This is a genomic window from Corynebacterium sp. HMSC078A10, from assembly GCF_001811565.1.
Lineage (GTDB): Bacteria > Actinomycetota > Actinomycetes > Mycobacteriales > Mycobacteriaceae > Corynebacterium > Corynebacterium hesseae.
The window spans coordinates 52,955-78,199 of record NZ_KV805228.1; the positions used below are offsets into that span (position 1 = coordinate 52,955).

The following is a 25,245-nucleotide window of genomic DNA, read 5'->3' on the forward strand; positions in this document are numbered from 1 at the left end:
ACCGAGGACCCGACGGTAGAGCCAACCGAGGATCCGACAGTTGATCCCACCGAGGACCCAACGGAAGACCCAACGGAAGACCCAACCGAGGACCCGACGGAAACCCCGACTGAAGAACCTGAAAAGCCTGGTTCCTCTACTTCGAGCATCCCGGACCTCAGCAGCCTGTGGCCGCTCATCCCGCTGGTGATTATTCCGCCGGTACTGGCCCACTTCTTCAAGCTTCCGCACATTCCGGAGTTGCCGACGAAGCCGGTCAAGCCGGTTGAGCCGGTGAAGCCGCAGCAGCCGAAGGTGCCGGAAGCTTCGGAAGCGCCGAAGGCGCCGAACACGGAAGCACAGCCGACGCCAACGCAGAACCAGAATGCTCAGCCGAACCAGGCCAGCCAGCCTGGTACGACCTCGAGCACTCCGGCCTCTGCTAAGAGCACCTCGTCTGGCAAGCTCGCCAACACCGGTGCCAACGTCCTAGGCCTTGTTGGTGTGGCTTTGGCGCTCATCGCTGGTGCAGCGTTGATTCTGCGTCCTAGCCGCCGCAAGGATTCCTAAGACCTAGGTTTCCTTAGGGGGCTTGGCCAGCCCCCAAGGCAGTGGTTGAGTGAACCACGAGCAAAAGCCCGAGCAAAAGCTCGGGCGTTTCTTCTTGCGCAATCGCACTGCGAGGTCCAGATGCGCCTTCGAAGTTCGATGCTGGCATTGAGCAAGGTTTGTCAGCTTTCGTGGTGTTGCGCCCCTCGACCGGAACTGAGCAAGAATGAGGGCCCGCTGTTCTGTCGGCCGAAACGCTGAGAACCGCCGAGGCCTTAGGACTCTTGTGTGCGTCACCCTTCGCGCTCACCGGGAGCGCTAGTGGTCGCTGATTGATGTCCCCCTGTGAGCGCGAAGGGTGGGCGGGGGAGACGTAGGCGTGTGCGGCGCAGCTGTTGGGTTCCCTGCGGGCAAGAAAAAGCTCCGGCCACCACGCTCGTAGTGAGTTCGTGGCGGCCGGGGCCTGGAGTGGCGCTGTGCTGTGTGTCAGCGCCCTAGGCTTTGAGCACCTTTAGATGTCGAAGGCTTCCTCCAGCAGGTTCTTCTGCTCAATCTGGTGAACCTTCGCGTTACCGGTAGCAGTCGAGGACTGCGAGCGGCGGGAAACGCGGACCATCTCCGGCATATCCGGGATGAGCTCACGCAGGTGCTCGTTGTAGAACGGCCACGGGCCCTGGTTCGCCGGCTCGTCCTGCACGAAGCGAATCTGCGTTGCATTCGGGTAAGCCTCGAAAGCCTCGCGCAGACGGTTGAACGGAATCGGGTGGAGCATCTCCACGCGGACGATAGCGATATCGTCGCGGCCGTCGGCCTCCTTCTTCTTGGCCAGCTCCCAGTAGAGCTTGCCGGAGACGAGCATGATGGTCTTGACCTTGTCGGTATCGCCGACCTTCTTGCCGTTGATGTCAACGAAGTTCGGGTCATTGATGACGGACTGGAACTTCTTGATCTCAGTGAAGTCCTCCACGGCGGAAGTTGCAGCCTTGTTGCGCAGCATGGACTTCGGGGTGAAGACCACGAGCGGACGCTTCATCTCACCAAGTGCCTGGCGGCGCAGCAGGTGGAAGTGGTTAGCCGGGGTCGACGGCTGAGCCACGGTCATGGAGCCCTCAGCACACAGCTGGAGGTAGCGCTCGATGCGGGCGGAGGAGTGGTCCGGGCCCTGGCCCTCATAGCCGTGGGGCAGCAGCAGGATCAGGCTGGACAGCTGGCCCCACTTGGCCTCACCGGAGGAGATGTACTCATCGATGATGGTCTGAGCGCCGTTGGCGAAGTCACCGAACTGTGCCTCCCAGGCCACGACAGCATCCGGGTTACCCACGGTGTAGCCGTACTCGAAGCCCATGCCGGCGTACTCGGTCAGCGCGGAGTTGTAGACCATGAACTTGCCGCCATTGCCCTTGGACTCAGCCAGGTGCGCAACGGGGTTGTATTCCTTACCCGTGTGCGGGTCGAAGGCCACCGCGTGGCGTTGGGTGAAGGTACCGCGGCGGGAATCCTCACCGGCCAGGCGCACGACCTTGCCGGAGTTGGCCAGGGAGCCAAAGGCGATGAGCTCGCCCCAACCCCAGTCGATGCCGCCTTCGCGGGAGGTCTTCTGGCGGTCCTTGGCAACCTTGCGAACACGCTTGTGGTACTCGAAGTCCTCCGGCGGGGTGCCGTAGGCATCGCCGATCTCGGCGAGTTCCTCGGCAGTGATGGAGGTATCCAGACCGCGGGTCAGCTCCTGGGAGGAGGTAATACCGGTCTGCTCCTTCGGTCCAGCCTCTTGCGCCTTCTTGTGCTCGGTGAAGACGGACTCCATCTGATCGTGGAAGTCGCGTGCAGCTGCCTCTGCCTCTTCATCGGAGAGGTCGCCGCGGCCGATGAGCTCCTCGGTGTAGCGCTCACGGACGGACTTGTGGTCATCGATGATGTCGTAGAGCAGCGGCTGGGTCATCGACGGGTCATCGGCCTCGTTGTGGCCGCGCAGGCGGTAGCAGACGAGGTCAATGAAGACGTCCTTGCCGAAGCGGCGGCGGTACTCGGTGGCCAGCTTGCCCACCCAGACAACTGCCTCGGGGTTGTCGCCGTTGACGTGGAAGACCGGGCAGTCGAAGCCCTTGGCCAGGTCGGTGGCGTAGTGCGTGGAGCGTCCGGAATCCGGGGTAGTGGTGAAGCCAACCTGGTTGTTGACGACCACGTGGACGGTACCGCCGGTGGTGTAGCCGCGCAGCTTGGACAGGTTGATGGTTTCCTGGACCACGCCCAGGCCGGTGAAGGAAGCATCGCCGTGGAGCATGATCGGCACGACGGTGTGGCCCTCCGCGCCCTTGTCCAGGATGTCTTGCTTAGCGCGTGCGATACCTTCCATGACCGGGTCAACGGCCTCGAGGTGAGACGGGTTAGCGGCCAGGGTGACCTTGATTTCGCCGTCACCAAACATCTGCAGGTGCTCGCCCTCAGCACCCAAGTGGTACTTCACGTCACCCGAGCCGCCGAGCTGGCCGCCCTTGTAGTTGCCGTCGAACTCACCGAAGATATCTGCCAGCGGCTTGCCCACGATGTTGAAGAGAACGTTGAGGCGGCCGCGGTGCGGCATACCGATGACGACCTCGTCGAGGTCCTGGCCAGCGGCGGTGTCCACGATGGAGTCCAGCAGGGCGATGAGGGACTCAGCGCCCTCCAAGGAGAAGCGCTTCTGGCCTACGTACTTGGTCTGCAGGAAGTTCTCGAAGGCTTCAGCCGCGTTGACCTTCTGCAGGATGTACTTCTGCTCAGAGTTGGTCGGCTTCGGCATGCCGGCCTCAATCTGCTCCTGCAGCCAGCCGCGCTCATCGCGGTCGAGGATGTGGGCGTACTCGGAGCCAACCTTGAGGGTGTAAGCGGAGCGCAGGCGGGTAACCACCTCACGCAGAGTCATGGTCTCCTTGCCGCCGAAACCACCGACGTTGAAGGTGCGGTCCAGATCCCAGATGGTCAGTCCATGGGTAGCCAGGTCCAGGTCGCGGTGATCCGGCCAAGGCAGGCCCGGCTGCTTCCAGCCCAGCGGGTTGATGTCAGCCAGCAGGTGGCCGCGGGAGCGGTAGGCCTCGATGTACTGCATGACGCGCGTGTTCTTGTCGACGCCCGTGTTGGGGACGTCGGCAGCCCAGCGGAAGGGCTGGTAGGGAACGCCCATGGACTCGAAGAGCTCGTCCCAGAAGGCGTCGTCCAGAATGAGCTGGCCGATGGTGCGCAGGAACTCACCAGACTCAGCGCCCTGGATAACGCGGTGATCATAGGTGGAGGTGAGGGTAACCATGCGGCCAACGCCCAAATCAGCCAGGCGGTCTGCGGAGGTGCCGGCGAATTCAGCCGGGTAGTCCATGGAGCCGACACCGATGATGGCGCCGGAACCCTTGGTCAGGCGGGCGATGGAGTGACGGGTGCCAATGCCGCCCGGGTTGGTCAGGTTGATGGTGACGCCGGAGAAGTCATCCATCGTCAGCTTGTTCTTGCGGGAGCGGTCAACGATGTCCTGGTAGGCATCGATGAACTCGGAGAAGGTCTTGTTCTCTGCCTCCTTGATGGCAGCCACGACGAGGGCGCGGGAACCATCCTTCTGCGGGAGGTCGATGGCCAGGCCCAGGTTGACGTGCTCCGGCTGAACCACGGTGGGCTTGCCGTCCTGGATTTCGTAGCGCACGTTCATGTCCGGGTGGATCTGAACTGCCTTGACCATGGCGTAGCCCAGGATGTGGGTGAAGGAGATCTTGCCGCCGCGGGTGCGCTTGAGGTGATCGTTGATCATCGCGCGGTTTTCCCACATGAGCTTGACCGGGATGTCGCGCACGGTGGTGGCGGTGGGGATCTCCAGGGACTCGTCCATGTTCTTGGCGATTGCCTTGAACATGCCCTTGAGCACGCGGGAACCCGGCTCCGGTGCATCCTTGATGCGATCCAGCGGGGACTCGGACTTCTTTTCAGCCTTCTTTGCGGACTTAGCGGCCGCGGCGGAAGCCTTAGAGTCGCTCGGTGCCTTGGTGCCCGGAGCTGCAGGGGACTTCTCTGCAGCTGGTGCCGCGCTCTTCTTCTGTGCGGGGGTGGTGGCCGGAGCGTCCGCAGCCTTGGACTGTGCGGCCGACTTCGGTGCCCCGTTGGCCTCAAAGTACTCGCGCCACTCTTTGTCTACGGAGTTCGGGTCCTTTGAGTACTGCTGAAACTGTTCGTCAATCAGCCACGCATTCGGGCCATAGATGCTCGAGTTGCTCACGGCAGATGCTCGCCTCTTTCTGTGCTTCTAAGTTTGTCTTTATTCGACTCTAGTAGGCCAATCCACGGGTGCGAAAGGCACCCCGAAAAGTGTCTTCCTTTATGATACGGGCCCTGTAAGTTTGGCCACTATCCTGGGCGCGTTTCGCGGCCTTTACTCCCCCTGCAGGGGGGAGAGTTGGGTGTTGGCATGGTCAATAACTTGGCGGCCCAATTTGCGGTTGGCGGTTGTTCCCAACACCGCGCCTATACCCATCGGCAGCAGCTTGGACACCCATGCCCACTTCAGCTTCTTGGTGGCCTGCTTCATAAACAGCTTGGTCAGACGGCCGTTGAGGCCGCTGAGGGTAGGGCCGGAGAAGCGCGAGAGAGTGGCCGCGGAGGTTACACCGGACAGCGAGGTTACATCGCCCACAAAGGTATCGACCAAGGCACTGCCCTGGGAGCCGGTGAGCACCACCAACACGAGTGCACGGCGGCGCTCCTTATCCCGGATGTCGTCACCGCGCAGGTGCGCCGAGGCGAGGATGTACCACGCGGCTGCTTCGAGGAAGACCAGGGATTCAGCGCCAACGGTGGCTGCGCCGGTGACGAGACCGATACCGGGGATAGCAGCGGAGGCACCGGCGGCGGCACCCGTGCCGGTGATGATGTTCATGAAGTGCTTGTCAATGAGTGCTTGGAGCTGAGCCGGGCTGGCGTCGGAGTTGCGCTTCTTTAGACCTTCGACGTAGCTGATGATGACGGAAGACTGTACCGAGACGATCTTGTCGATGGCTCCTAAGAAACCTTGGGTAATGCGGTTGGACTCATCAACCTCCAAGGTGCCTACGGTCTCGGAAGTGCTGGCCCCCTCTTTAGATGAATCCTGGCGGCTAACAGATTTGTTCTTTTTGTCAAAGACCTTGTCGAGCATTGTCTCACCTTAATTCTTTGCTAATGCTGATTGTGAATCTGAACTGTATGTTTACCACCGTATCGAAAAAGCTTTATTGAGCGCGTCGGCAAGCTAGCACACTAGGGTATGAGACATGAGCGAGTTTGAGCCTTTCCCTCCGCGTGAGGTCAGCGCGGCCGCGGCGCGCTTGCTTGCAGATTCCCTCCACGCCCGTGCCCGCGCCGCCCACGAGGCAGCACGCACCGCGCTTGCCGACGATCTCACGGTCCTCACCAGCGGCGGCTGGGTACGCGGCTGCATCGAAGAGGAATTGCGCACGGACCGTCCACTGAGCGCGCCCGTGCGATCGTGGCGCGGGATTCCCTTCGGCGCGGATACGTCAGGCGCGAGCCGTTTCATGGAGCCGCGCCCGGCCCCGGCTTGGGAAGGGATCCGGGATTGCCGCGAGTTTGGCCACGTTGCCCCGCAGCCGGTCTATTCCTGGACCGACCGCATTGAAGGCGCGGAGGACTGCCTGACCCTCGATGTCGTCCGCCCGCACCATGCGGGTGGGCCCGATGCGCCGTCGGGTTCTCAGGCAGGGGAGAAGCTGCCCGTCGTGGTGTATCTGCACGGCGGCAGCTTCATCGTGGGCTCCTCCCACATGTTGATGCTGCGCGGTTTCGAGTTCGCGGCGCAGATGGGCGTGGTCTATGTGTCGGTGAATTTTCGCCTAGGGGCTTTGGGCTACCTCGACGTCCGAAGCCTTGGCGGGGAGGCCTGTGCCAACCCGGCCGTGGCGGATCAGGTCTTGGCGCTGGAGTGGGTGCGAGACAATATCGCGGCCTTCGGCGGGGACCCAGACAATGTCACGCTCATGGGGGAATCCGCCGGCGGTGCGGCGGTCCTGACGTTGATGGCTGTTCCGCGCGCCGAGGGCCTGTTCCACCGTGCGATTGCTCAATCACCACCGATCGGCATGATCCATTCGCGAGCGCAGTCAGTCTTTTGGGCCCGCGAGCTGGTCCACAAGATGGCCTTGCCGCGTGATACCACTGCGGATGATTTACGCCGCGAGGATTTCGCGGACGTGGTGCGCTCCGGCCAGTCCATGATGTGGCGCGCGGGGGAGTTACTGTATCTGAATTCCTGTTATGCGCCGACTGTCGACGGCGACCTCATCCCACAGCACCCCATCGAGGCCTTTGAGGCCGGCAACCAGCACCCCGTGCCGTTACTTGTAGGAACTAATTCCGGTGAAGCTAGTTTTGGCAAGTTCCTCTACCAGCGTCAGAGTGCGCGTGAGCGCGCAGCGCTGCGCCTGCTAGCTTCCTTCGATCCGGAGAGTGCACCGGATGTCGTCGCGGCATACGGCGGTGCGGTTTCGCGCCGCGATTTCGGGGACTTGCTTACCGACGCCCTCTTCTGGGCCCCCACCGTCCGCGTGGCTTCGGAGCATGCGCGGCGCTATCCGACGTGGATGTACCGCTTCGACTTCGCCCCGGCAGCACTGCGTTGGCTGGGCTTGGGGGCGATGCACTCGATGGAGCTCTCCAATATCTTTGGTGATCCGGGAGCATCACGCGTCTCCTTCCTCACCAGCATTGCTAAATCCTCCGAAATGGATGACGTGACCGAGACCATGCAGGCGCAATGGGGCGAGTTCATCAGGGGAGGGGCTCCTCAAGACAACTGGCCGCAATATCGCGCCCCGCAGCGCTCAACGATGGTTTTCGATGTGGAGCCGCGCGTCGAGGAGGCGCCGATGGAGGGGCGTCGTCAAGCGTGGGAGGCCTACGACATGTTGGAGTGGGGCACCGGGCGTCCGGAGATTCTGAAGGAACTGGGATTCCTGCTTGAGGGCGGCAGCTATTGAGGGCAAACGCAGGTAGGATGTGTGGGGCCTTGGCAGCAGCCTGGGTGAGACTCCCACATGGATGGATGTTTATCACATGAGCTTTTTTGAAGATATCGCCTCTGCGCTGGACGGGGAGGGCATTGAGTCCCGCGTCAATGACGATGTGATGTTCGTGCCCATCACCTCCGATTTGGAAATCCAGTTTGTGGAAATTGACCCACTTCTGCCAGCCGCCAACGTATATATCGCCGCCGCAGACGTGGACGAGGATGACGAAGACTTCGAGGCCGTTTTGGTGTCCGTGGCGTTCTCTGTGGAGGATGCGGTTGAGGCCGTATCCCGCCACATCGCCACGGACCAGGTGGTGACGGTGCTGCGTGACCTGCTAGAAGGTACCGATGAGCGCATCGCTGAGTTGGAGTTTGTCCAGGACGAATTTAACCCGAACCTCGTCGTGGCAGAGGTAGCCAATGACTCGGAACTGCGCGTGCTGGTGGAGACCATCGACGGTGTTCCGAGCGCGGTCGTGCGTTTCCTCTCCTTCGACTTTGATGAGGAAGAGCTCGATGAGCTGGAGGATGAGGCAATCAGCAAGCTCTGGGACATCGAGACTCCAGAGGACTTGAGCGAAGAAGAGCGCGTTGTCATCTTCGGCGACGTGGACGACGTGGACGGCGCGCTAGCCCCCATCATCGAGGTTCCTGCCGAGGCCCTCGAACTGGGCACCTACACCGACTTTGACCGTCTCTTTGACGTGCTGAGCCTTGTCTCCGATCAGGCCTTGGATTGGGAAGCCCAGCTGGTCAGCATCGATGATTCCGATATTGACGAGCCTGAGGTCTATGACATTTTCGGCGCCGATGATGAGGACGAGGATGACGTTCTTTTCGACGACGATGATGACGATGACTCCGACATCGAGGAAGGCGACGCCGACGACTAAAAGCGTCCGGGGTAGGGTAGGAGCGTACTTTTCCCTGGCGTTGAAGAGGAGCAACCAAGACAAATGCCGAATGACAAGGCATCGCTGTACCAGCGTCTGTGTGTTGGCTCAGCGCTAGTGTGTGTGGCTTTGTCTTGGGTGCTGTCGTTGAATCCGGACTATGGCCATCGGGATTTTGTCTTTTCCTCCGTGCTTTCGACCGGCGTGTGGTGCCTGAGTCTGCTCGGCGCAATTTTCTTCATTGCTGCACAGTGGCGGTCCTTGGGTAACCACGCACTGTTCAACCCTTTGCTTGCAGTGGCGGCAAACCTCCTCTTGTCGTCGTTGATCTTCAACATCAACATCCCCTTGTACCTCGACATGATGGGCACGGCTTTCATAGCAATCGTTTACGGCCCTGTCTTGGGAATGGGCACCGCAGTTTTGAGCGCTTGCCTGGCTAGTATCAATAACCCGTCGCTCTTGGCGTATTTGCCAACAGCCGTGGTGGTGGCCTATTTGTTTGGCTGGCTTGCGCGCCGTGGTGCGTTTAAACGAACGCTGGCCATGATGCTTGCTGGTACCGGGCTGGGCATTGTCGCAGGATTGTTGTCCGCAGTTTCTACGTGGTTACTTCCCAGCGATTACGGCCAGCGCGGCCCCGCTGAACTTATAGCGCTGTGGGAGCTCATACTGCACGATGAACACCTCGCCATACTGCTTCAGAACCTGTGCTCTGACGTCATTGACAAGACGTTTACGGCGCTTGTGGTGTGCATTGCAATCCGCTTGGCGCCGAAACCCATCCTCCGCCTTTATGACTACCCGGAGACGCGCCCAGCATTGGATCGCGTGCTGACGGAGGATAGGTTCTCACTTTCTCTTGATGAGGAACCGCCCAAAGGTTTCCTGGACCGGATCCAGCGCTACTTCTAGCGGCTGAGCATCTCGACCTGATGAGGCCCACCGGTACTAGGCGGCCTGACTAAGCCCTTCGAAAAGGGAAAGCGGGGAATGCACCGGTGTGTAGGTGCTATCCACCAGCCACACAAACGTAGCTGCGCTGCTGCTGGAAATCTCATGCACTGCGGAGACGAGTTCTTCAGGAACTAGGGCCCGCACCCACGCTTCCGCTAGTGAGGGGGCGACGGGGCGGCCAGTGGGATCAGTAATGCGCACCGTAACGAGGTAGGAGGGCACGCGCTTTTCGCCATACCCCAGAACGCGGGCCTTAGCCCGCTCACCCACGCGGTGGCGCGAAATGGTAAGCGTCAGCGGGAGTGCTTCACCGCCATATGTCTTTACCGGTGGCAGCACTTTTGATGGTGGGCGCCACTGTGGCGTCGGCCGCGCAAGCGAGCGCGGATGGCGGATGATGCTCTCTATGGAGCGAAGCGTTTCGTGGTGGTGGTAGAGGATATCCGCGGTGAGTTCACCGGTGCTGAGAGCGGACGGGGACTGAACGGAAGTGTGAATGCTGCTGTAGTTCTTCATGGCCCACACACTAGAAATCCACGCGGACATCACCGAACCTTTAAGGGAACATATGTTCGATGTAGCGTTCGACGATTTGACGGGGTGGGATACAGTGAATGGCGATATGAAAAGTACTGCAGCTCCGCAGGTTAAGATCCCGCGGGAAATTTGGGTCATGGTCACCGCCGGGTTCATCATCGCCTTGGGGTACGGGCTCATTGCGCCGCTGCTTCCACAGTTCATCGTTAGCTTCGACGTCTCGATGGCCGCAGCCGGCCTCGTTGTCTCCGTCTTTTCCGCTAGCCGCCTAGTCTTCGCCCCGGCCGCTGGCTTCCTCATCGACCGCGTGGGCACGCGCCGCGTGTACGTGACAGGTTTGTTCACCGTGGCGCTCACCACCGGTTTGGTGGGAATGGCGCAGGAATACTGGCAGATCGTCGCCTTGCGGGCTATCGCCGGCATTGGCTCGACGATGTTTACTGTCGCGGCGATGGGGCTCATCGTGCGCCTGGCACCGCCCAGCATCCGCGGGCGCTGTTCGGCCACCTACGCCACATCCTTCCTTCTCGGCAACGTGATTGGTCCGCTCGTGGGTGCGAGCCTTTCCTTCCTGGGCTTCCGGTGGCCCTTCTTTATTTACGGCACCGGTGTGGCCATCGCCGCGTTGGTTGTGTGGATCCTCATGCCGTCGGTCAATCGCGCCGATGAGCGCCGGCGCCAACTCCGTCCGATGCACTTGGCGGAAGCCTGGGAGGATACCGCCTACCGGGCGGTACTGACGTCGAACTTTGCCCAAGGCTGGATCAACATGGGTGTGCGCGTGGCTGTCCTCCCTCTGTTCGCAGCCGCCATTTTTGCCAACGGTGCCTCCACGTCGGGCGTCGCTCTGGCGGCCTTCGCCGCCGGCAATGCCATTGTCCTGCAGTTCTCCGGATCATGGTCTGACCGGGTCGGACGTCGCCCGCTCATCATTGCAGGACTGGTGGGTTCCGCATTGTTCGTTGGCACGCTGGGCTTGGCGACGAACATCGTATCCCTCCTCATCCTCTCCGCCCTGTCCGGCGCGGCATCGGGCCTCATCGCTCCGTCGCAGCAAGCAGCCGTGGCGGACATCGTCGGCTCGCAGCGCTCGGGCGGACAGGTGCTGTCGACGTTCCAGATGGCAGGTGACTTCGGGCAGATTTTAGGCCCGATTTTCATCGGGCTGCTGGCGGATAGGTACGGATTTGAGACCGCTTTCGGGTTCTGCGCAGTAGTGGCCGCGGCTGGCATTGTGGCGTGGACTTTCGGCCGCGACACTTTGGGGGAGCGGAAGATCATTCTGCGTGGGTTGCGCCGCCGCTACCACCCGCGGCGATAGAAAGCGGAATAGTCCGACTACGAATTGCTAGCGGAGTTGTGCTGACGGAGTTTTGGGGCGGCTTTAACGCTACTTAGCGCGTGTGGCGCGCTTTCTTGCTGCATGCAGCCCATCGTGGGGTGGTGCCAGTCTTGAAGCTGCGTTCCCTAAAACGCGTAAACCCATACACGGAAGTTTCGGAACCGGTATCTGGGCGGTTCCAGCGCTTTTGGCTACGCTCGCTCGCGGCTCCCATAACCGACCTCCATTTTTCTGCACCAAGGCAACAGAGATTAATTACTTCTTAATCTGCTAAGAAAAGATTAATTTATGGTGGTTACGGCGTCAACTTCCTGGCTTAACTCACTGTGAGGTTTAAGCCACAGTGCGCCCGGCTGCATAAAGCTGCTTGGGCATGTCACGGCGGAGGCTCCATTCGAACTGGATCGGCTTCTCACCGCTGTGCGTGACGTAATCGACGTTTCCTAGGAAGGTATATGCCGAAGCCGTATCCACCTTGTTCTTCTTATTAAAACGGGTTGCGATGATGATGTTGCCGTTGAGCTCATGGTGGTGGATGTAGCGGCGGGCCATCGCGGACTTAAGTGATGTGGTGGATTGGGATTCCCAGTGCAAACGATCCGGTGCTAGCGGGTAATCGCGGTAGTTTGTCGAAGCACTAACGTTCTCATCCTTTTGGAAAGCAACCAGGAAAAGATCAGTGTTAGAGGCATCGAAGCGGCGTACCCCTTCGCGTGGGAGGTTGGCGAGCTTGCGCAGAGAGCCGTCGTCCAAAGCGCCGACGAGTTCGGCGAGGCTGTAATCCGCGTGTGTTTCCAAGACACTATTCGTCGATTTCTCTGGGATGACTCGGGAGCGGTCGAGTGTGAGCCGCATAACCTGAGTTACTTCGGCGACGAAGGCAGGGCAGGCGCGGATGATGCTCAGGGCCTGGTCAATGGTCTCTGGGATTGCCGTATTTGAGTTCGCCCACAGAGCCAGCACAAGCATGGTGGCGTACCGGACTTGCTCGGGAGTCATGTCCTTTTCATATGGCCCATCCGGAGAAACCAGGAGACTGTAGGCCGCTACGCGGTTGGGATCGTTGATGTGTAACAGCACCCGGATTCGGCTGAGTAGAAACTCTTCGTGCTCGCTCGCAGGGCCGGAGGGCAGCAGGTTCTCGTCGCGAAGCAGCGTGGTCCACGTAATGCCCTTGCGACGGTAGATGTCTTCCACGGGGACGCCAGAGCTATTTATGAAGCTTGCGAGATCGGTCGTGCCGTAGTCAGTAATCAGTGCTCGTATCTTCTTAACTGTGTTCCGGGCCAAGCGTTTGATGTTCTTTAGAACGCGCTCGGTCGTTACGCGGTCCAAGGTGATGTTGGAGCCAGGCGGGGCAGTGGGGAATCCTTGCTCTACCTCCTTGGCGAGGTTCTTTCCGCGAGCGGCGGTAAGCACCTTGAAGCGCTCTTCGAAATCGAATTCCTCGTGCTGGAGGCCTAGGAAATCAAAGACGGTGCAGGCGTTCTTTCCTTCGTTGAGGCGCAGGCCGCGGCCGAGCTGTTGGACGAAGAGCACCGGGCTTTGCGTCGGGCGCAGAAGCAGCAGCGTGTTGACCGCTGGGATATCGACGCCTTCGTTGAAAATATCGACCGCGAAGATGATCTTGATAGTGCCTTCGCGAAGCTGCTCAATGGCGCGACGACGCTCATCAACGTTGAGCTTGCTGCTGACCGCTAAGGCAGGGATGCCGAAAAGGTTGAATTGCTCCGCCATGTATTCGGCGTGGGCGATGGTCACGCAGAAGCCAAGGGCCTTCATTTCGGAGAGATCGAAGATGCGATGATTGAGCTCGTTGATGATGAACTTGGTGCGCTTTTCTCCGGCCTTGATATAAATCTCGCTCAGCTCCGAAGCTTGGTAGTCCTTCTTTCCACGGTTCCAGGTCAGGCTCGTCAGGTCGGTATCATCGTCGACTCCGTAGTAGTGCAACGGCGCGAGGAGCTGGAGGCGCAACGCATCCCAGAGGCGAAGCTCATGGGCTACGCGATAGTCGAAATACTTCTGGACGTTCTCGCCGTCACCGCGCTCCGGTGTGGCCGTGAGGCCAAGGAGCTCACGTGGTTGCAGGTAGTCCAAAACAGCGCGGTACGTCGCGGCCTCGGCGTGGTGGAACTCATCAATGACGACGACCTCAAAATGGTCCGGCGCAATCTGTGCTAGGCGCTCGCCATGCAGAGACTGGATGCTCGCGAAAACATGGTCCCACTGGCTGGGTTGCTCACCGCTTAGGAGGAGTTCGCCAAAGCTGGCAGTACGAAGAACCTCGCGGTACGTCCGCTGGGCCTGGGTGAGAATCTCACGCCGGTGGGCAATGAAAAGCAGCCGTGGCCTTCGCCCCAGCTTCTCGCACAGGCGGCGGTAGTCAAGTGCAGCCACGACCGTCTTGCCTGTACCGGTGGCGGCAATGAGGAGGTTGCGGTGACGATCGTGAACTTCGCGCTCGGAGTCTAAAGCTTCGAGCATCTCTTCTTGGTAGGGGTAGGGCTCGACGCGAAGGCCAGATAGCTCGAGCTTCTCGCTGGGCTTTGATTCGAGGAATTTGGCGCTGCCGAGAGCCTCCTTGAGTCGCTCGTAATCCTTTTCGGGATCAAATGCCTTGAAGTGATTGTCGTACCAATAGCTGTCGAAGGTCTTGATGAACTTCTCAATGATCTCCGGCGTGGAGGAACGAGAACCTCGGACGTTCCATTCCCAACCATCAACCAGCGCTGAGCGCGAAAGGTTTGAGCTGCCGATGAAGGCGGTGTCGAACCCGGACTTTCGCCGAAAGAGCCAGGCCTTGGCATGCAAGCGTGTGCTCTTGTGTTCGTAGCAAATGCGGACTTCAGCACCGTAATCTTCCACGAGTCGGCGCACTGCGGCTGCTTCGGTCGCCCCGCAGTAAGTGGACGTAATGACTCGCAACGGAATCTGGTGATCCCTGAGGTATTCCAGTTCATCGCTGATGATCGCAATGCCCGAGCTCTTGATGAAAGCGCACAGCAGATCGACGGAGTCCGCCGTTCTAATCTCACGGGCGATCTCAACCGACATATTGGTGTCGTCCACGCTGTTGGTGAACAAGGCACTGGTGTTGAGCGAGACTTCCGGAAGCTCCGGGGCCTCCTCGAGCTCTGATCGATAGATGGCGTAGAGCAGCTGTTCTGCGGCGATAGACTCATCCGCACCAAGATGTTGTGCTAGCGCATTGATGAGGGCAACGCGGTCTTCCGCCTTCGTCATCTCGGTGAGTTTTTGTTCAAGTGCTTTGGCGAAATGCTGAGACACTGCCGCGGCGAAGCGCGGATTGACGTCCTTCGTGGACTCGTGAGCGATGCCAGTAGCAGCCGTGGGGCGAGCCCGTTTGGTCTCCTCGATCCGCTCCTGAATACGAGCGGTGACCGGGGTTTCGTAGATGCCGAAGGGCAGGATGGATTCGGAGCTCATAGGCGCGAAGAAATGAGTTTGACGGTGGGAATGTCTGCGGGAGCCCAGTCGAGTTCCCGTGCCTCAGGTGAGGTCACCCAACGCGTCTCGTCGTGATCACTAAGGGTTAGTTCACCGGACTCGATGCGGCACAGGAATGTAGTTAGCTCAATGGTGGCGAAGTCATACTCGTACAAGGTCGAGGTGACCTTGTCGCCAACGGTTGCGGTTACGGAAAGCTCTTCCTTGATCTCACGCGCCAGCGCCTGCTCCGGGGTTTCGCCCGACTCAACCTTGCCGCCCGGAAACTCCCACATGCCGGCGAGGGACTTTCCAGGAGCCTTTCGACAGGCCAGGAAACGATTGCCGTCTGTGAAGACGGCGCCGACAACACGAATCGGTGAACTCATGGGGACCAGTATGCCGGCTAGCCCCGGTCTTATCTAGGAATTCGCGCCCGTGGCAGCAGAAATATGCGCAGTCACAATGTCATCAATCAACCGCGCGGCCAGCTTGGCGGTGTGGGCGTCGATGTCGAAGGTGGGGTTGAGCTCGACGACGTCGACAAGCGCGAGGCGTCCCGTGGCGGCGATGGTGAGTGCGAGTTCCCGGATGATGTTTACCGGGACGCCGAGGCCTGCGGGGGCGGAGACGCCCGGTGCTTGGTCGGCGGGCAAAACGTCCAAGTCGATGGAGAGGTGGATGGGTGTGGTGCCGGCGCAGATGCGCGCGGCGGTGTCACGCACCTGGGCGCGGTCCATGCTGAGCAATTCCTCGTCGAGGACGACGGTGACGCCGAGGGCGGAGGCTTCGTCGAAAAGCACCGGCGTGTTGTTAGGGCGGGAGATTCCCAGGACGGAATAGTCGAAGTCCTCGCGGCCGACCAGCTCAGAAATCTGCTTGAACGGGGTGCCGGAGGTGGGCACGTCTGCGGTGCGGAGATCGAAATGCGCGTCCAGGTTGATGACCTGCAGTGGGCCCTGGGCGCGGAAGGCGCCGCGGTGGGAGCCGAAGGCCGTCTCGTGGCCGCCGCCGAGGATGATGGGCAGGTGCCCGGCGCGCGAGAGTGTCTCCACTGCTTCGGAGAGGCGCTCGTGGGAGCCCTCCAGGTCGGTGCCTTGGGTGGTGATCGTGCCGGCGTCGTAAAGCGGGTGCGTATGGTGCAGCGCCAGGGAACCCAGGGCGCTGCGCAGGGCGGCCGGGCCCGCAGCCGCGCCGGGGCGGCCATGGTTGCGCTCAACGCCCTCGTCGGAGGCAAAACCCAGGAGTGCGACGCCGGGATCTGCCTGGGGCTTGGCGACGTCCAGCGGGCGAACCACGCTGTGCCACCGCGCATGCTCGGGGCCCGGGCCATCGGAGCGGCCGGACCACTCGGGGGCGGGGGAGTAGGCGGGGGCATCAACGGTGTTCATGGTTATCCTTTCGCGTCTGTTCCTTGCGGGGCAGTCTCTTGTGGGGCACTCGTGGCGGCGGTGCGGCGGCCGGTGAGGTAGAAGATGGCCGTCATCAGGAGGATGAAGATAAAGCCCGTGGCGAGTGCCGGGCGGTACTGCTCCTGCCACACCATGATGCCAAAAGTGAAGATGATGAAGGCGATGGAGAAGTATTGGCCCCAGGGCCAAAAGGGGACGGTGTATTCCAGACTGGCGCGTTCTTCGGTGGGCATCTGGCGGCGGGAGGCCACGTGGGCCAGGAGGATCATCAACCACACGTAGATGGTGGCGAAGGTAGCCAGGGAGGCGATGATTTCGAAGACATTCTCCGGGATGAGCGCGTTGAGCGCGGTGCCGATGATCATGACGATGAGCAGGATAATCATGGTCATGACGGGCACACCCCGAGTCTTCTTCGCCATGATCTGCGGCGCGAGGTTCTGGCGTGCCAGGCCGGTAAGGACGTTGCCGGCGCCGAAGAGATCAGCATTAATAGCGGAGACCGCCGCGGTGATGACGACGACGTTGAGGGCGGCCGCGGCCCAGGTAACACCAAGGGTGGAGAAGATTTGGACGAAGGGGCTTTCCTCACCGGTGATGCTGCGCCAGGGGTTGATCATCAGGATGACCAGGATGGCCAGGACATAGAAGAGCAGGATGCGCACCGGGATGGTGTTGACGGCCTTCGGTACGGACTTGGCGGGATCTTCTGCCTCCGCACTGGCGACGCCGACGATCTCCGTGCCGCCGAAGGCGAAGAGAACGAGGATGAAGGAGGCGACCATACCGGAGACGCCGTTGGGGAAGAAGCCGCCATCGTTGACCAGGTTGGTCGGGCCGGTGGTCTCTGCGGTGGAGAGGCCGAAGACTAAGACAGCTACGCCACCTAGGATCATCGCGATGACCGCGCCGACCTTGACGATGGTGAAGGCGAATTCCAGCTCGCCGAAAGCCTTGACGGTGGCGAGGTTGGCGCCGCCGACGAGAAGCAGTGTGGCGGCGACCCACACCCACTTGGGTGAGCCGGGGAACCAGAATTGCATGTAGACGCCGATGGCGGTGAGGTCGGCGAGAGCCACGATGACCATCTCGAAGGCGAACATCCAGCCGGTGATGTAGCCGGCCCAGGGGCCTAAGAAGGTGCGGGCGTATTCGGCGAAGGAGCCGGTGACGGGGTGGTGCACGGACATCTCACCGAGTGCGCGCAGGAGGAAATAAACCACGGCCCCGCCGAGGAGGTAGACCAAGAGGACCGAGGGGCCGGCGGCCTGGATGGCGCCGGCAGAACCGTAGAACAGGCCAGTGCCGATAGCTGAGCCTAAGGCGATGAAGTGCAGGTGCCGGTGTTTCAAGCCGGCGCGCTTGGTGGTGGTCTCTGCCACGGGATGCGTCCTCCTCTATGCCCCTGTTGTGGCGCTAGGAGGGTCTAGCACCGCGAATAAGGGGAGTGGTTGGTGCGAGTGGGTCTGGCAGCTACTTTCCTCTAGTTCAGACGTGGGGTCAATTTTGTGGGTGGTCAGCTCGGTCCGACTCTATGGTGGGTGCCTCATTTCGCGCGCGGGGGTGATGTGCGTGACATTTATGTGCGGTGCCGCTAGTATGTGGGAGACCTGCGTGTGGCTGTCGCGTGGGCATGGCTAGAAGCAAACGCTGTGTAGCGGCGTGTGTTTGCTTGGCGCGTTCCTTTAAAGGGCGCGTGCGTGGCCGTGCTAATGACGTGTCGTTTCCACCACCGTGAGGTAGAACATGAACTCTGAAGACGCAATCGTTGACGCCTTCTACGAGACCGAGGATGACGTGCCCTCCAAGAAGGGCATCTGGCGCCTCTTTGTCTACAGCGCTATTGGCGCTTTCGTATTCTTCTTTCCCATTAGTTATGACGGAAAGAAGTCCATCCCGCTTGACCACATGGTCACCATCATCCGCACCTATGCCGATGCCTTCGTGCCGTGGTTCATCCTGGCGCTAGCACTCTATGGCACCGTGCGCAGCATCGTGAATAGAAACTGGAAGGAAGGTCCGCTCCAGGCGGTCTTTACTGCACTCAACGTGGTGGGCCTGGTGGTCTCCTTCCTCATGGTGATCGGAAGCCTTCCGGGTGTGCTGGCCAACGAAGACATCGTGCCCTTCCTGTGGAATTCGATTGCCACACCCGTCGGGCTCATCGTGCCTATTGGCGGCGCATTCCTAGCCCTGCTCATTAGCTTCGGCTTTCTGGAATTCGTGGGCGTATTCATGCAGCCCATCATGCGCCCTCTCTGGCGCACACCGGGACGCTCCGCCATCGACGCGGTGGCTTCTTTCGTGGGCTCCTACTCGTTAGGAATCCTCATTACTGACCGTGTGTACCAGCGCGGCGGCTACACCGCGCGTGAGGCCTCCATCATCGCGACGGGCTTTTCGACGGTCTCAGCCGCCTTCATGGTCATCGTGGCCAAGCAGCTGGACTTGATGGATATGTGGGGCATGTACTTCGCAGTATCCCTTGTGGTGACCTTCCTGGTCACGGCGATTACCGTGTGGATTCCGCCGCTGAGCAGGATTCCCGATGACTACGTAGACGGTGTGCAACCGGACCCGGAAAAGCCAGTGAAGGGCAATTTCTTTAAGGCAGCATGGCGTGAGGCGCTGCTGGCGCTGGACCGCGCGCCGTCCTTGGGTGCTGCCATTTGGGAGAACCTGCGCGATGGCGTGCGCATGGCGGCGGCGATTGTGCCTTCCATTATGTCCGTGGGCCTGATCGGTCTGCTGCTGGCTAACTTCACGCCGCTCTTCGATTGGCTGGGCTACCTGTTCTACCCGTTTGCCTGGATTGTTCAATTACCGGAACCGGAGCTGGCGGGCAAGGCCGCGGCAATGGGCATTGCGGAGATGTTCCTGCCGGCGACGGCAGTGGCGGGCTCTGAGAGCATGGTGCTCAAGTTTGTCATCGGCGTGGTGGCGATTTCCGCCATCATCTTCTTCTCCGCGCTGGTGCCCTGCATCCTGGCCACCAAGATTCCGATCAAGCTGTGGCAGATTGTGGTCATCTGGTTCGAGCGCGTGGTGCTGACCATCATTATTGCGACGCCGATTGCCTTCCTGGTGACCTAAGGAAGGCTCAGTCGAGGGCTCACTAGAATGTGGGCCCATGAGTACCTCCCGAGTCCCGGCGGCGCGCAACGCGCTGGAGATCCTGCGGCTGTTGTCCACCATCGACGTGCCGATTTCCGCCGCGCGCATCCGCAGTGAGCTGGACCTGCCGCGCTCCACCACCTATCACCTGCTCAAGGAGATGGTGGACGCGGGATTCGTGGTGCACCTGCCGGAAAACCAGACCTATGGGTTGGGGCTCGCCGCCTACTCGATGGCCGCGGCTTATGCCACGCAGCAGCCGCTCGTGCGGGCAACCCGGGGGCACCTCGAGCGGATTGCCAGCAGCGTTGGGGGATCGGGGCACCTATCGCGTTTGGCGGGTTCGGAGATTCTCTACCTCAACGAGGTGCGCGCGCCGGGGGCGCTGTCACTGGTCACGGAGAGGGGAGTGCGGCTGCAGGCACAGCGTACGGCCTCGGGGCGGGCGATGTTAGCGCTGCTTCCGGAAGCAGAATGGAAGGCGGCATTCTTCCCCGGTTCCTTAGGCTTTGGGGAATACAAGGAAATCCTGCGCCACGTACGCGAGCGCGGTTGGGCCGAAGAGGTTGAGGTGGTGGCGCGCGGGCAGGCGTCGGTAGGCGTGGCGGTGGTTGACCACGTGGGCAGGCCGGCAGCGGCGCTGGCGGTGACTTTCCCGGTGGGCACTGCCGACGCCACCGACGTCGCACAACAACTGCACGCGGCAGCACAGCAGGTGGCAAAGAGGATGTACGGGCGCCGTTAAAACGTAGTGCGCGGGGTATTGGCGCGCCGGGGAGCCTGTTGTACTATGAGCGCAACGCGTAAGGCTGTCGCGCGTATCACCATTTTTCTATTCTTGTGAAAGCAAGTACGTATTTTCGCGTGCCTTTTCTCCCCGCTGGTGGGTGAGGTGCGGGCAACGCGGCGACGTTAAAGGAGCCTTACATGTCTAATTCTTATCCCTCCACCGTGACCGTGGGAATCGGGGCGCTGAGCATCGAGGAGGTCGTGGCCGTTGCGCGCTATGGCGCGCCGGTAGAGATTTCCCAGGATGCGCTTGAGGAAATCGCCTCCACACGCGAGCGCGTCGAGGAGCTGGCGCAGGACCCGACTCCGGTCTATGGCATTTCCACCGGCTTCGGCGCCCTGGCCCGCCGTCACATTCCGGAGGAGATGCGCGCGCAGCTGCAGCTTTCGCTGGTGCGCTCGCATGCGGCGGGCACGGGCCCGGAGGTTGAGCAAGAGGTTGTCCGCGCGCTCATGTTGCTGCGCCTGTCCACCCTGTGTACTGGCCGGACCGGTGTGCGCCCGGTGGTGGCACAGACCTATGCCGCGGTGCTCAACGCCAACATCCACCCGGTGGTCCGCGAGTACGGCTCCTTGGGCTGCTCCGGCGACTTGGCTCCGCTCGCGCACTGCGCGCTGGCGCTGTTGGGTGAGGGCGAGGTGCGCGTCGACGGCGGTGATATCACCCCGGCCGCCGAGGCCCTGTCTGCTGCGGGCATTGAGCCGCTCAAGCTGCGGGAGAAGGAAGGCTTGGCGCTAATTAACGGCACCGATGGCATGCTGGGCCAGCTGTGCCTGGCTATTACAGATCTGCGAGAACTGGCCAAGACCGCGGATATCGCTACCGCAATGACAGTGGAAGGCCTGCTGGGCACGCTTGTGGTATTCGCCGATGACCTGCAGCAGCTGCGCCCACACCCGGGCCAGGCGGATGCCGCAGCCAATATCCTGCAGGTTGCAGAGGGGTCGGAGATTCTCGCGGCTGCCCTCGAGGACTTCAAGAAGAAGCAGGTCCAGGACGCCTACTCCGTACGCTGCGCCCCGCAGGTAGCCGGCGGTTTCCGCGATACTTTAGCGCACACCGCCTTGGTTGCGGAGCGGGAGCTTGCCGCGGCCGTCGACAACCCGGTTGTGGCCAAGGATGGGCGCGTGGTTTCCAACGGCAACTTCCACGGCGCGCCGGTGGCCTACGCGCTGGACTTCCTGGCCATCGTGGTGGCTGACCTGGCCTCTATTTCTGAACGTCGCACCGATCGCTTCCTCGATGTTGCCCGCAACCGCGGCCTTAACGCCTTCCTGGCCGATGACCCGGGCGTGGACTCCGGCCACATGATTGCGCAGTATGCGCAGGCGGGCATCGTCTCTGAGCTCAAGCGCCTGGCCAACCCGTCCTCGGCGGATTCCATCCCGTCTTCGGCGATGCAGGAAGACCACGTTTCTATGGGCTGGTCGGGCGCGCGCAAGCTGCGCAAGGCAGTCGACGGACTGCAGCGCGTCCTCGCCATCGAAATTCTCACCGCCGCCCGCGCTATTGATATGCGTGAGGGCAAGCCGGCCAAGGGTACTGGCGCGGTCATTGACACTCTGCGCCAGACCGTGCAGGGTCCGGGCACCGACCGCTACCTCTCCCCAGAGATTGAGGAGACCGTGCGCCTGGTCAAGGAAGGTGCGCTGGTGGCTGCGGTAGAGGGGGCCGTCGGCACGCTGCGCTAACTCCACCCCAGCCCCATGGTCCACGCGGTCCATGGGGCTTTCTCGTCCGCCCTTGATTTCAAAAGTGCAGACCTGGAAGTACAGACCTGGTCGTCGCAAAGCACTGCCTTGGCGCTTCACGACGCCCACCTGCGTGAATGCACTTCCAGGTCTGCACTTTTGGGTTGGGTGGAGGTATGGAGCCATTGGGTTGGTTGATGCGGGGCCGCTGCAGGGCAGCTGAATGTGGCGGAGGCGGGCAGCGCGCCGCTGCAGTACTGGTCGTGCGACAGTCTTGTATCTGAGACAGCTAGGCCAAAAGTGTCCTGGCTCATGGTGCTGCGTCACAGTAACTTGTCCTGTGTGACGCCGACCAAGCCTCTAGGGACAGCCCCGGGAAACCGGCCTGGGGCTTGGGAAGGCGTCGAAAAGCACGAGCGAAAGGAAGTCATGTCTGAACCCCGCGAAGTACGCGCCCCGCGCGGAACCGAACTGAACGCCAAGTCTTGGCAGACCGAAGCCCCGCTGCGCATGCTCATGAACAACCTCGACCCCGAGGTTGCCGAGCGCCCCGAGGACCTCGTGGTCTACGGTGGCACCGGCCGTGCCGCCCGCAGCTGGGAAGCCTTCGATGCCATCGTGGAGTCCCTCAAGGACCTCGAATCCGATGAGACCCTGCTGGTGCAGTCCGGCAAGCCGGTGGGTATTTGGAAGACCAACGAGTGGGCGCCGCGCGTGCTCATTGCCAACTCTAATCTGGTCGGTGACTGGGCCAACTGGGAGCACTTCCGCAAGCTCGAGGACGAGGGCCTGATGATGTACGGCCAGATGACGGCCGGCTCCTGGATCTACATCGCTACCCAGGGCATCCTGCAGGGGACTTTTGAGACCTTCGCGGCCGTGGCCAAGAAGCGCTTCAACGGCACGCTCGCCGGCACCTTCACCCTGACCGGTGGCTGCGGTGGCATGGGCGGCGCGCAGCCGCTGTCCGTTACTTTGAACGGCGGCGCCTGCCTCATCGTTGATGTTGACGAGACCCGCCTGAAGCGCCGCCAGTCCAAGCGCTACCTCGATGAGGTCGTCACCGACCTGGATGAGGCGCTGAAGCTGGTGCTCGACGCCAAGGAGAACAAGAAGCCGCTGTCCGTGGGTCTGGTGGGCAATGCCGCCGAGGTCTTCCCAGAGGTGCTGCGCCGCCAGCGTGCGGGCGAGTTCACCGTGGACATCGTTACGGACCAGACCTCCGCGCACGACCCGCTGAGCTACCTGCCCACCGAAATCACCGTCGAGGATTGGCACAACGAGGCCAAGGCGGATCCGACCACCTTCACGAAGAAGGCCCGCGAGGCCATGGCCGCCCAGGTTCAGGCCATGGTGGAATTCCAGGACGAGGGCGCCGAGGTCTTCGACTACGGCAACTCCATCCGCGACGAGGCCCGCAAGGCCGGCTACCAGCGCGCCTTCGAGTTCCCGGGCTTCGTCCCGGCCTACATCCGCCCGCTCTTCTGCGAGGGTCTCGGCCCCTTCCGCTGGGCAGCGCTCTCCGGCGACCCGGAGGACATCAAGGTCACCGACCAGGCGCTCAAGGAGCTCTTCCCGGACAACGAGCATCTGCACAACTGGCTTGATGCCGCTGAGGAGTACGTGGAATTCGAGGGCCTGCCGGCACGTATTTGCTGGCTGGGCTACAACGAGCGCCACAAGGCTGGCCTGCTCTTCAATGACTTGGTCAAGGAAGGCAAGATCAAGGCCCCGATCGTCATTGGCCGCGATCACCTGGACTCCGGCTCCGTGGCCTCCCCGTACCGCGAGACCGAGGCAATGCTCGATGGCACCGATGCCGTGGCTGACTGGCCGCTGCTCAACGCCATGACGGCTGTCTCCTCCGGTGCCACCTGGGTGTCCATCCACCACGGCGGTGGCGTAGGCATGGGCCGCTCCATTCACGCGGGCCAGGTCACCGTCGCCGATGGCACCGAGCTGGCCGCCGCCAAGCTGCGCGCGGTGCTCACCAACGACCCGGGCATGGGCGTTATCCGCCACGTGGATTCCGGTTACACTCGCGCCAAGGAAGTCGCCGACGAGCGCGGCGTGCGTATCCCGATGGAATTCAAGGCCCGCGACTAGACACGAGAGGAAAAGAAGATCATGTCCACCCTGTTTACTGGAATTTCAGAGCTGCGCACGGTGTCGGAGGCAGGCACGCTTGCCGACGCCTCCCTCATCGCCAACACCGACGGCACCATCGCCTGGATCGGACCGGCCTCCGAGGCGCCAGCCGCGGACGAGAAGGTCGACCTTGGCGGGCGCGCAGTTCTGCCGGGCTGGGTGGATTCCCATACCCACATGATCTTCGACGGCGACCGCTCCGCCGAGTTCGAAGCTCGCATGGCGGGCGAGTCCTACCAGGCCGGTGGCATCGCCGTGACCATGGACGCGACCCGTTCGGCGGGGGAGGAGCGCCTGGAAAAGCTTCTGGTGGAGCGCATCGCCGCCGCCCGCCGCGGGGGAACGACGACGCTGGAGACGAAGACAGGCTACGGCCTCAACACCGCCTCCGAGGTTGAGGCCGCTCGCGTGGCGGCCCGCCACGTCGATGACGTGACCTTCCTTGGCGCGCACCTCGTGCCGCCGGGAGCAGAGGCCGAGACCTACCTCGACGAGGTGGTCGGCCCCATGCTCGATGGGGTGGCCGAGCACGTGCAGTGGATTGACGTCTTCTGCGAGCGCGGTGCATTCGACGAGGATCAGTCGCGCCGCGTGCTCGAGGCCGGTAAGGCCCGCGGATTGGGCGTGCGCGTGCACGGCAACCAGCTGGGCGAGGGGCCAGGCGTAGCACTCGCGGTGGAGCTGGGTGCTGCCTCCGTGGACCACGTCAACTACCTCAGCGATGCCGATGTTGAGGCACTGGCGTCTTCGGATACGGTGGCCACCTTGCTGCCTGCCTGCGACCTGTCCACGCGTGAGCCGCTGGCACCGGGACGCAAGCTTATCGACGCCGGCGCGACCGTCGCCATCGCCTCCAACCTCAACCCGGGCACGTCCTACACCTCCTCGATGAACTTCTGCGTGACCACGGCCGTGCTTCAGCAGTACCTCACGCTTGATGAGGCCATCGCTGCCGGCACGCTGGGCGGTGCCACCGCGCTGCGCCGCCAGAATGTTGGCGAGGGCAAGGATGCGCAGGGCCGTCCGGCCAAGGGCTCGCTGGTGGTCGGTGCTGCCGCGGACCTCCATGTCCTCGATGCCCCGAGCGCTATCCACTTGGCCTACCGCCCGGGCATGCCGATGGCCTGGAAGACCTTCGTGGGTGGCCGCGAAGTCTAGGCCGGGGCAAAGGCACCATTTGAGGGGCACCTTATAAAGAAACCGACATGTATTGACGTGGGGTTTTAGATTTCGGAAGCCGCAAATGGTGCCTTTGGGTTTGGTACCTTCGGTCTTTTCGGGCCTTCGCGGACGGGGACTAAGTGTGATTCAAAGGGCTGGGTCAAAGGGGGCTGAGTTAAAGGGCCTTGGCTGAAGTTCGAGGTG

The 25,245-nt window shown here is 61.7% G+C and carries 17 protein-coding genes; 10 read left to right on the plus strand and 7 right to left on the minus strand.

Annotation, left to right across the window (positions count from 1 at the left end):
- Window positions 1-549 (plus strand): LPXTG cell wall anchor domain-containing protein (locus HMPREF2808_RS13850; protein ID WP_246818582.1); only part of this gene is annotated, 549 nt, incomplete at its 5' end.
- A 490-nt stretch (window positions 550-1,039) separates the two neighbouring features.
- Here the strand turns inward: HMPREF2808_RS13850 and HMPREF2808_RS11795 are convergent.
- Window positions 1,040-4,762: a multifunctional oxoglutarate decarboxylase/oxoglutarate dehydrogenase thiamine pyrophosphate-binding subunit/dihydrolipoyllysine-residue succinyltransferase subunit gene (locus tag HMPREF2808_RS11795; RefSeq protein WP_070624821.1), complete on the minus strand. Its 3,723-nt coding sequence runs from the start codon at window positions 4,760-4,762 to the stop codon at window positions 1,040-1,042.
- 153 nt (window positions 4,763-4,915) lie between these two features.
- Window positions 4,916-5,677 (minus strand): hypothetical protein, encoded by a 762-nt coding sequence (locus tag HMPREF2808_RS11800; RefSeq protein WP_070624824.1) that lies wholly within the window; start codon window positions 5,675-5,677, stop codon window positions 4,916-4,918.
- A 115-nt stretch (window positions 5,678-5,792) separates the two neighbouring features.
- Here HMPREF2808_RS11800 and HMPREF2808_RS11805 point away from each other — a divergent pair, with 115 nt between their 5' ends.
- From HMPREF2808_RS11805 to HMPREF2808_RS11815, 3 genes are all read left to right on the plus strand, one after another.
- The gene (locus HMPREF2808_RS11805; RefSeq protein WP_070624826.1) at window positions 5,793-7,514 is read left to right on the plus strand and encodes a carboxylesterase/lipase family protein; all 1,722 of its coding nucleotides are present in this window, start codon (window positions 5,793-5,795) and stop codon (window positions 7,512-7,514) included.
- A 76-nt stretch (window positions 7,515-7,590) separates the two neighbouring features.
- Window positions 7,591-8,439: a DNA primase gene (locus tag HMPREF2808_RS11810; protein WP_070624828.1), complete on the plus strand. Its 849-nt coding sequence runs from the start codon at window positions 7,591-7,593 to the stop codon at window positions 8,437-8,439.
- Window positions 8,440-8,502: 63 nt separating this feature from the next.
- Window positions 8,503-9,354, plus strand: coding sequence for an ECF transporter S component (locus HMPREF2808_RS11815; protein ID WP_070562927.1), 852 nt, complete (start codon window positions 8,503-8,505; stop codon window positions 9,352-9,354).
- A 36-nt stretch (window positions 9,355-9,390) separates the two neighbouring features.
- Here the strand turns inward: HMPREF2808_RS11815 and HMPREF2808_RS11820 are convergent, their stop codons facing one another.
- Window positions 9,391-9,912 (minus strand): hypothetical protein, encoded by a 522-nt coding sequence (locus HMPREF2808_RS11820; protein WP_245168466.1) that lies wholly within the window; start codon window positions 9,910-9,912, stop codon window positions 9,391-9,393.
- Between the two features lie 106 nt (window positions 9,913-10,018).
- Between HMPREF2808_RS11820 and HMPREF2808_RS11825 the strand changes: the two genes are divergently transcribed.
- Window positions 10,019-11,254, plus strand: coding sequence for an MFS transporter (locus HMPREF2808_RS11825; protein WP_070624926.1), 1,236 nt, complete (start codon window positions 10,019-10,021; stop codon window positions 11,252-11,254).
- Window positions 11,255-11,608: 354 nt separating this feature from the next.
- Here HMPREF2808_RS11825 and HMPREF2808_RS11830 read toward each other — a convergent pair whose 3' ends face one another.
- Genes HMPREF2808_RS11830 through HMPREF2808_RS11845 form a run of 4 tightly spaced genes read right to left on the minus strand, consistent with a single transcriptional unit; the run spans window position 11,609 to window position 17,519 of the window.
- Window positions 11,609-14,725: a DUF3427 domain-containing protein gene (locus HMPREF2808_RS11830; protein ID WP_070624830.1), complete on the minus strand. Its 3,117-nt coding sequence runs from the start codon at window positions 14,723-14,725 to the stop codon at window positions 11,609-11,611.
- The gene (locus HMPREF2808_RS11835) at window positions 14,722-15,114 is read right to left on the minus strand and encodes a (deoxy)nucleoside triphosphate pyrophosphohydrolase (RefSeq protein ID WP_070524965.1); all 393 of its coding nucleotides are present in this window, start codon (window positions 15,112-15,114) and stop codon (window positions 14,722-14,724) included. Before HMPREF2808_RS11835 ends, HMPREF2808_RS11830 begins: the two co-directional genes overlap by 4 nt.
- Before the next feature lie 33 nt (window positions 15,115-15,147).
- Entirely contained in the window at window positions 15,148-16,116 is a 969-nt protein-coding gene (hutG, locus tag HMPREF2808_RS11840; RefSeq protein WP_070524967.1) for a formimidoylglutamase, read from the minus strand.
- Between the two features lie 2 nt (window positions 16,117-16,118).
- The gene (locus HMPREF2808_RS11845) at window positions 16,119-17,519 is read right to left on the minus strand and encodes an amino acid permease (protein ID WP_070624832.1); all 1,401 of its coding nucleotides are present in this window, start codon (window positions 17,517-17,519) and stop codon (window positions 16,119-16,121) included.
- A 364-nt stretch (window positions 17,520-17,883) separates the two neighbouring features.
- On the opposite strand from HMPREF2808_RS11845, the gene HMPREF2808_RS11850 reads away from it, so the two are divergent.
- The 5 genes from HMPREF2808_RS11850 to hutI all read left to right on the plus strand — a co-directional run bounded on the left by HMPREF2808_RS11850 (window position 17,884) and on the right by hutI (window position 25,038).
- Complete coding sequence (locus tag HMPREF2808_RS11850) at window positions 17,884-19,230, plus strand: YjiH family protein (protein WP_070624834.1); 1,347 nt, start codon at window positions 17,884-17,886, stop codon at window positions 19,228-19,230.
- A 37-nt stretch (window positions 19,231-19,267) separates the two neighbouring features.
- Entirely contained in the window at window positions 19,268-19,996 is a 729-nt protein-coding gene (locus HMPREF2808_RS11855) for an IclR family transcriptional regulator (RefSeq protein WP_070624836.1), read from the plus strand.
- Between the two features lie 182 nt (window positions 19,997-20,178).
- Window positions 20,179-21,732: a histidine ammonia-lyase gene (hutH, locus tag HMPREF2808_RS11860; protein WP_070597104.1), complete on the plus strand. Its 1,554-nt coding sequence runs from the start codon at window positions 20,179-20,181 to the stop codon at window positions 21,730-21,732.
- Window positions 21,733-22,161: 429 nt separating this feature from the next.
- Window positions 22,162-23,838 carry a urocanate hydratase gene (locus HMPREF2808_RS11865; protein WP_070531219.1) on the plus strand — a complete coding sequence of 559 codons (1,677 nt, stop codon included), beginning with the start codon at window positions 22,162-22,164 and terminating at the stop codon, window positions 23,836-23,838.
- 21 nt (window positions 23,839-23,859) lie between these two features.
- Window positions 23,860-25,038, plus strand: coding sequence for an imidazolonepropionase (gene hutI, locus HMPREF2808_RS11870; protein ID WP_070624838.1), 1,179 nt, complete (start codon window positions 23,860-23,862; stop codon window positions 25,036-25,038).
- Window positions 25,039-25,245: the final 207 nt, after the last annotated feature.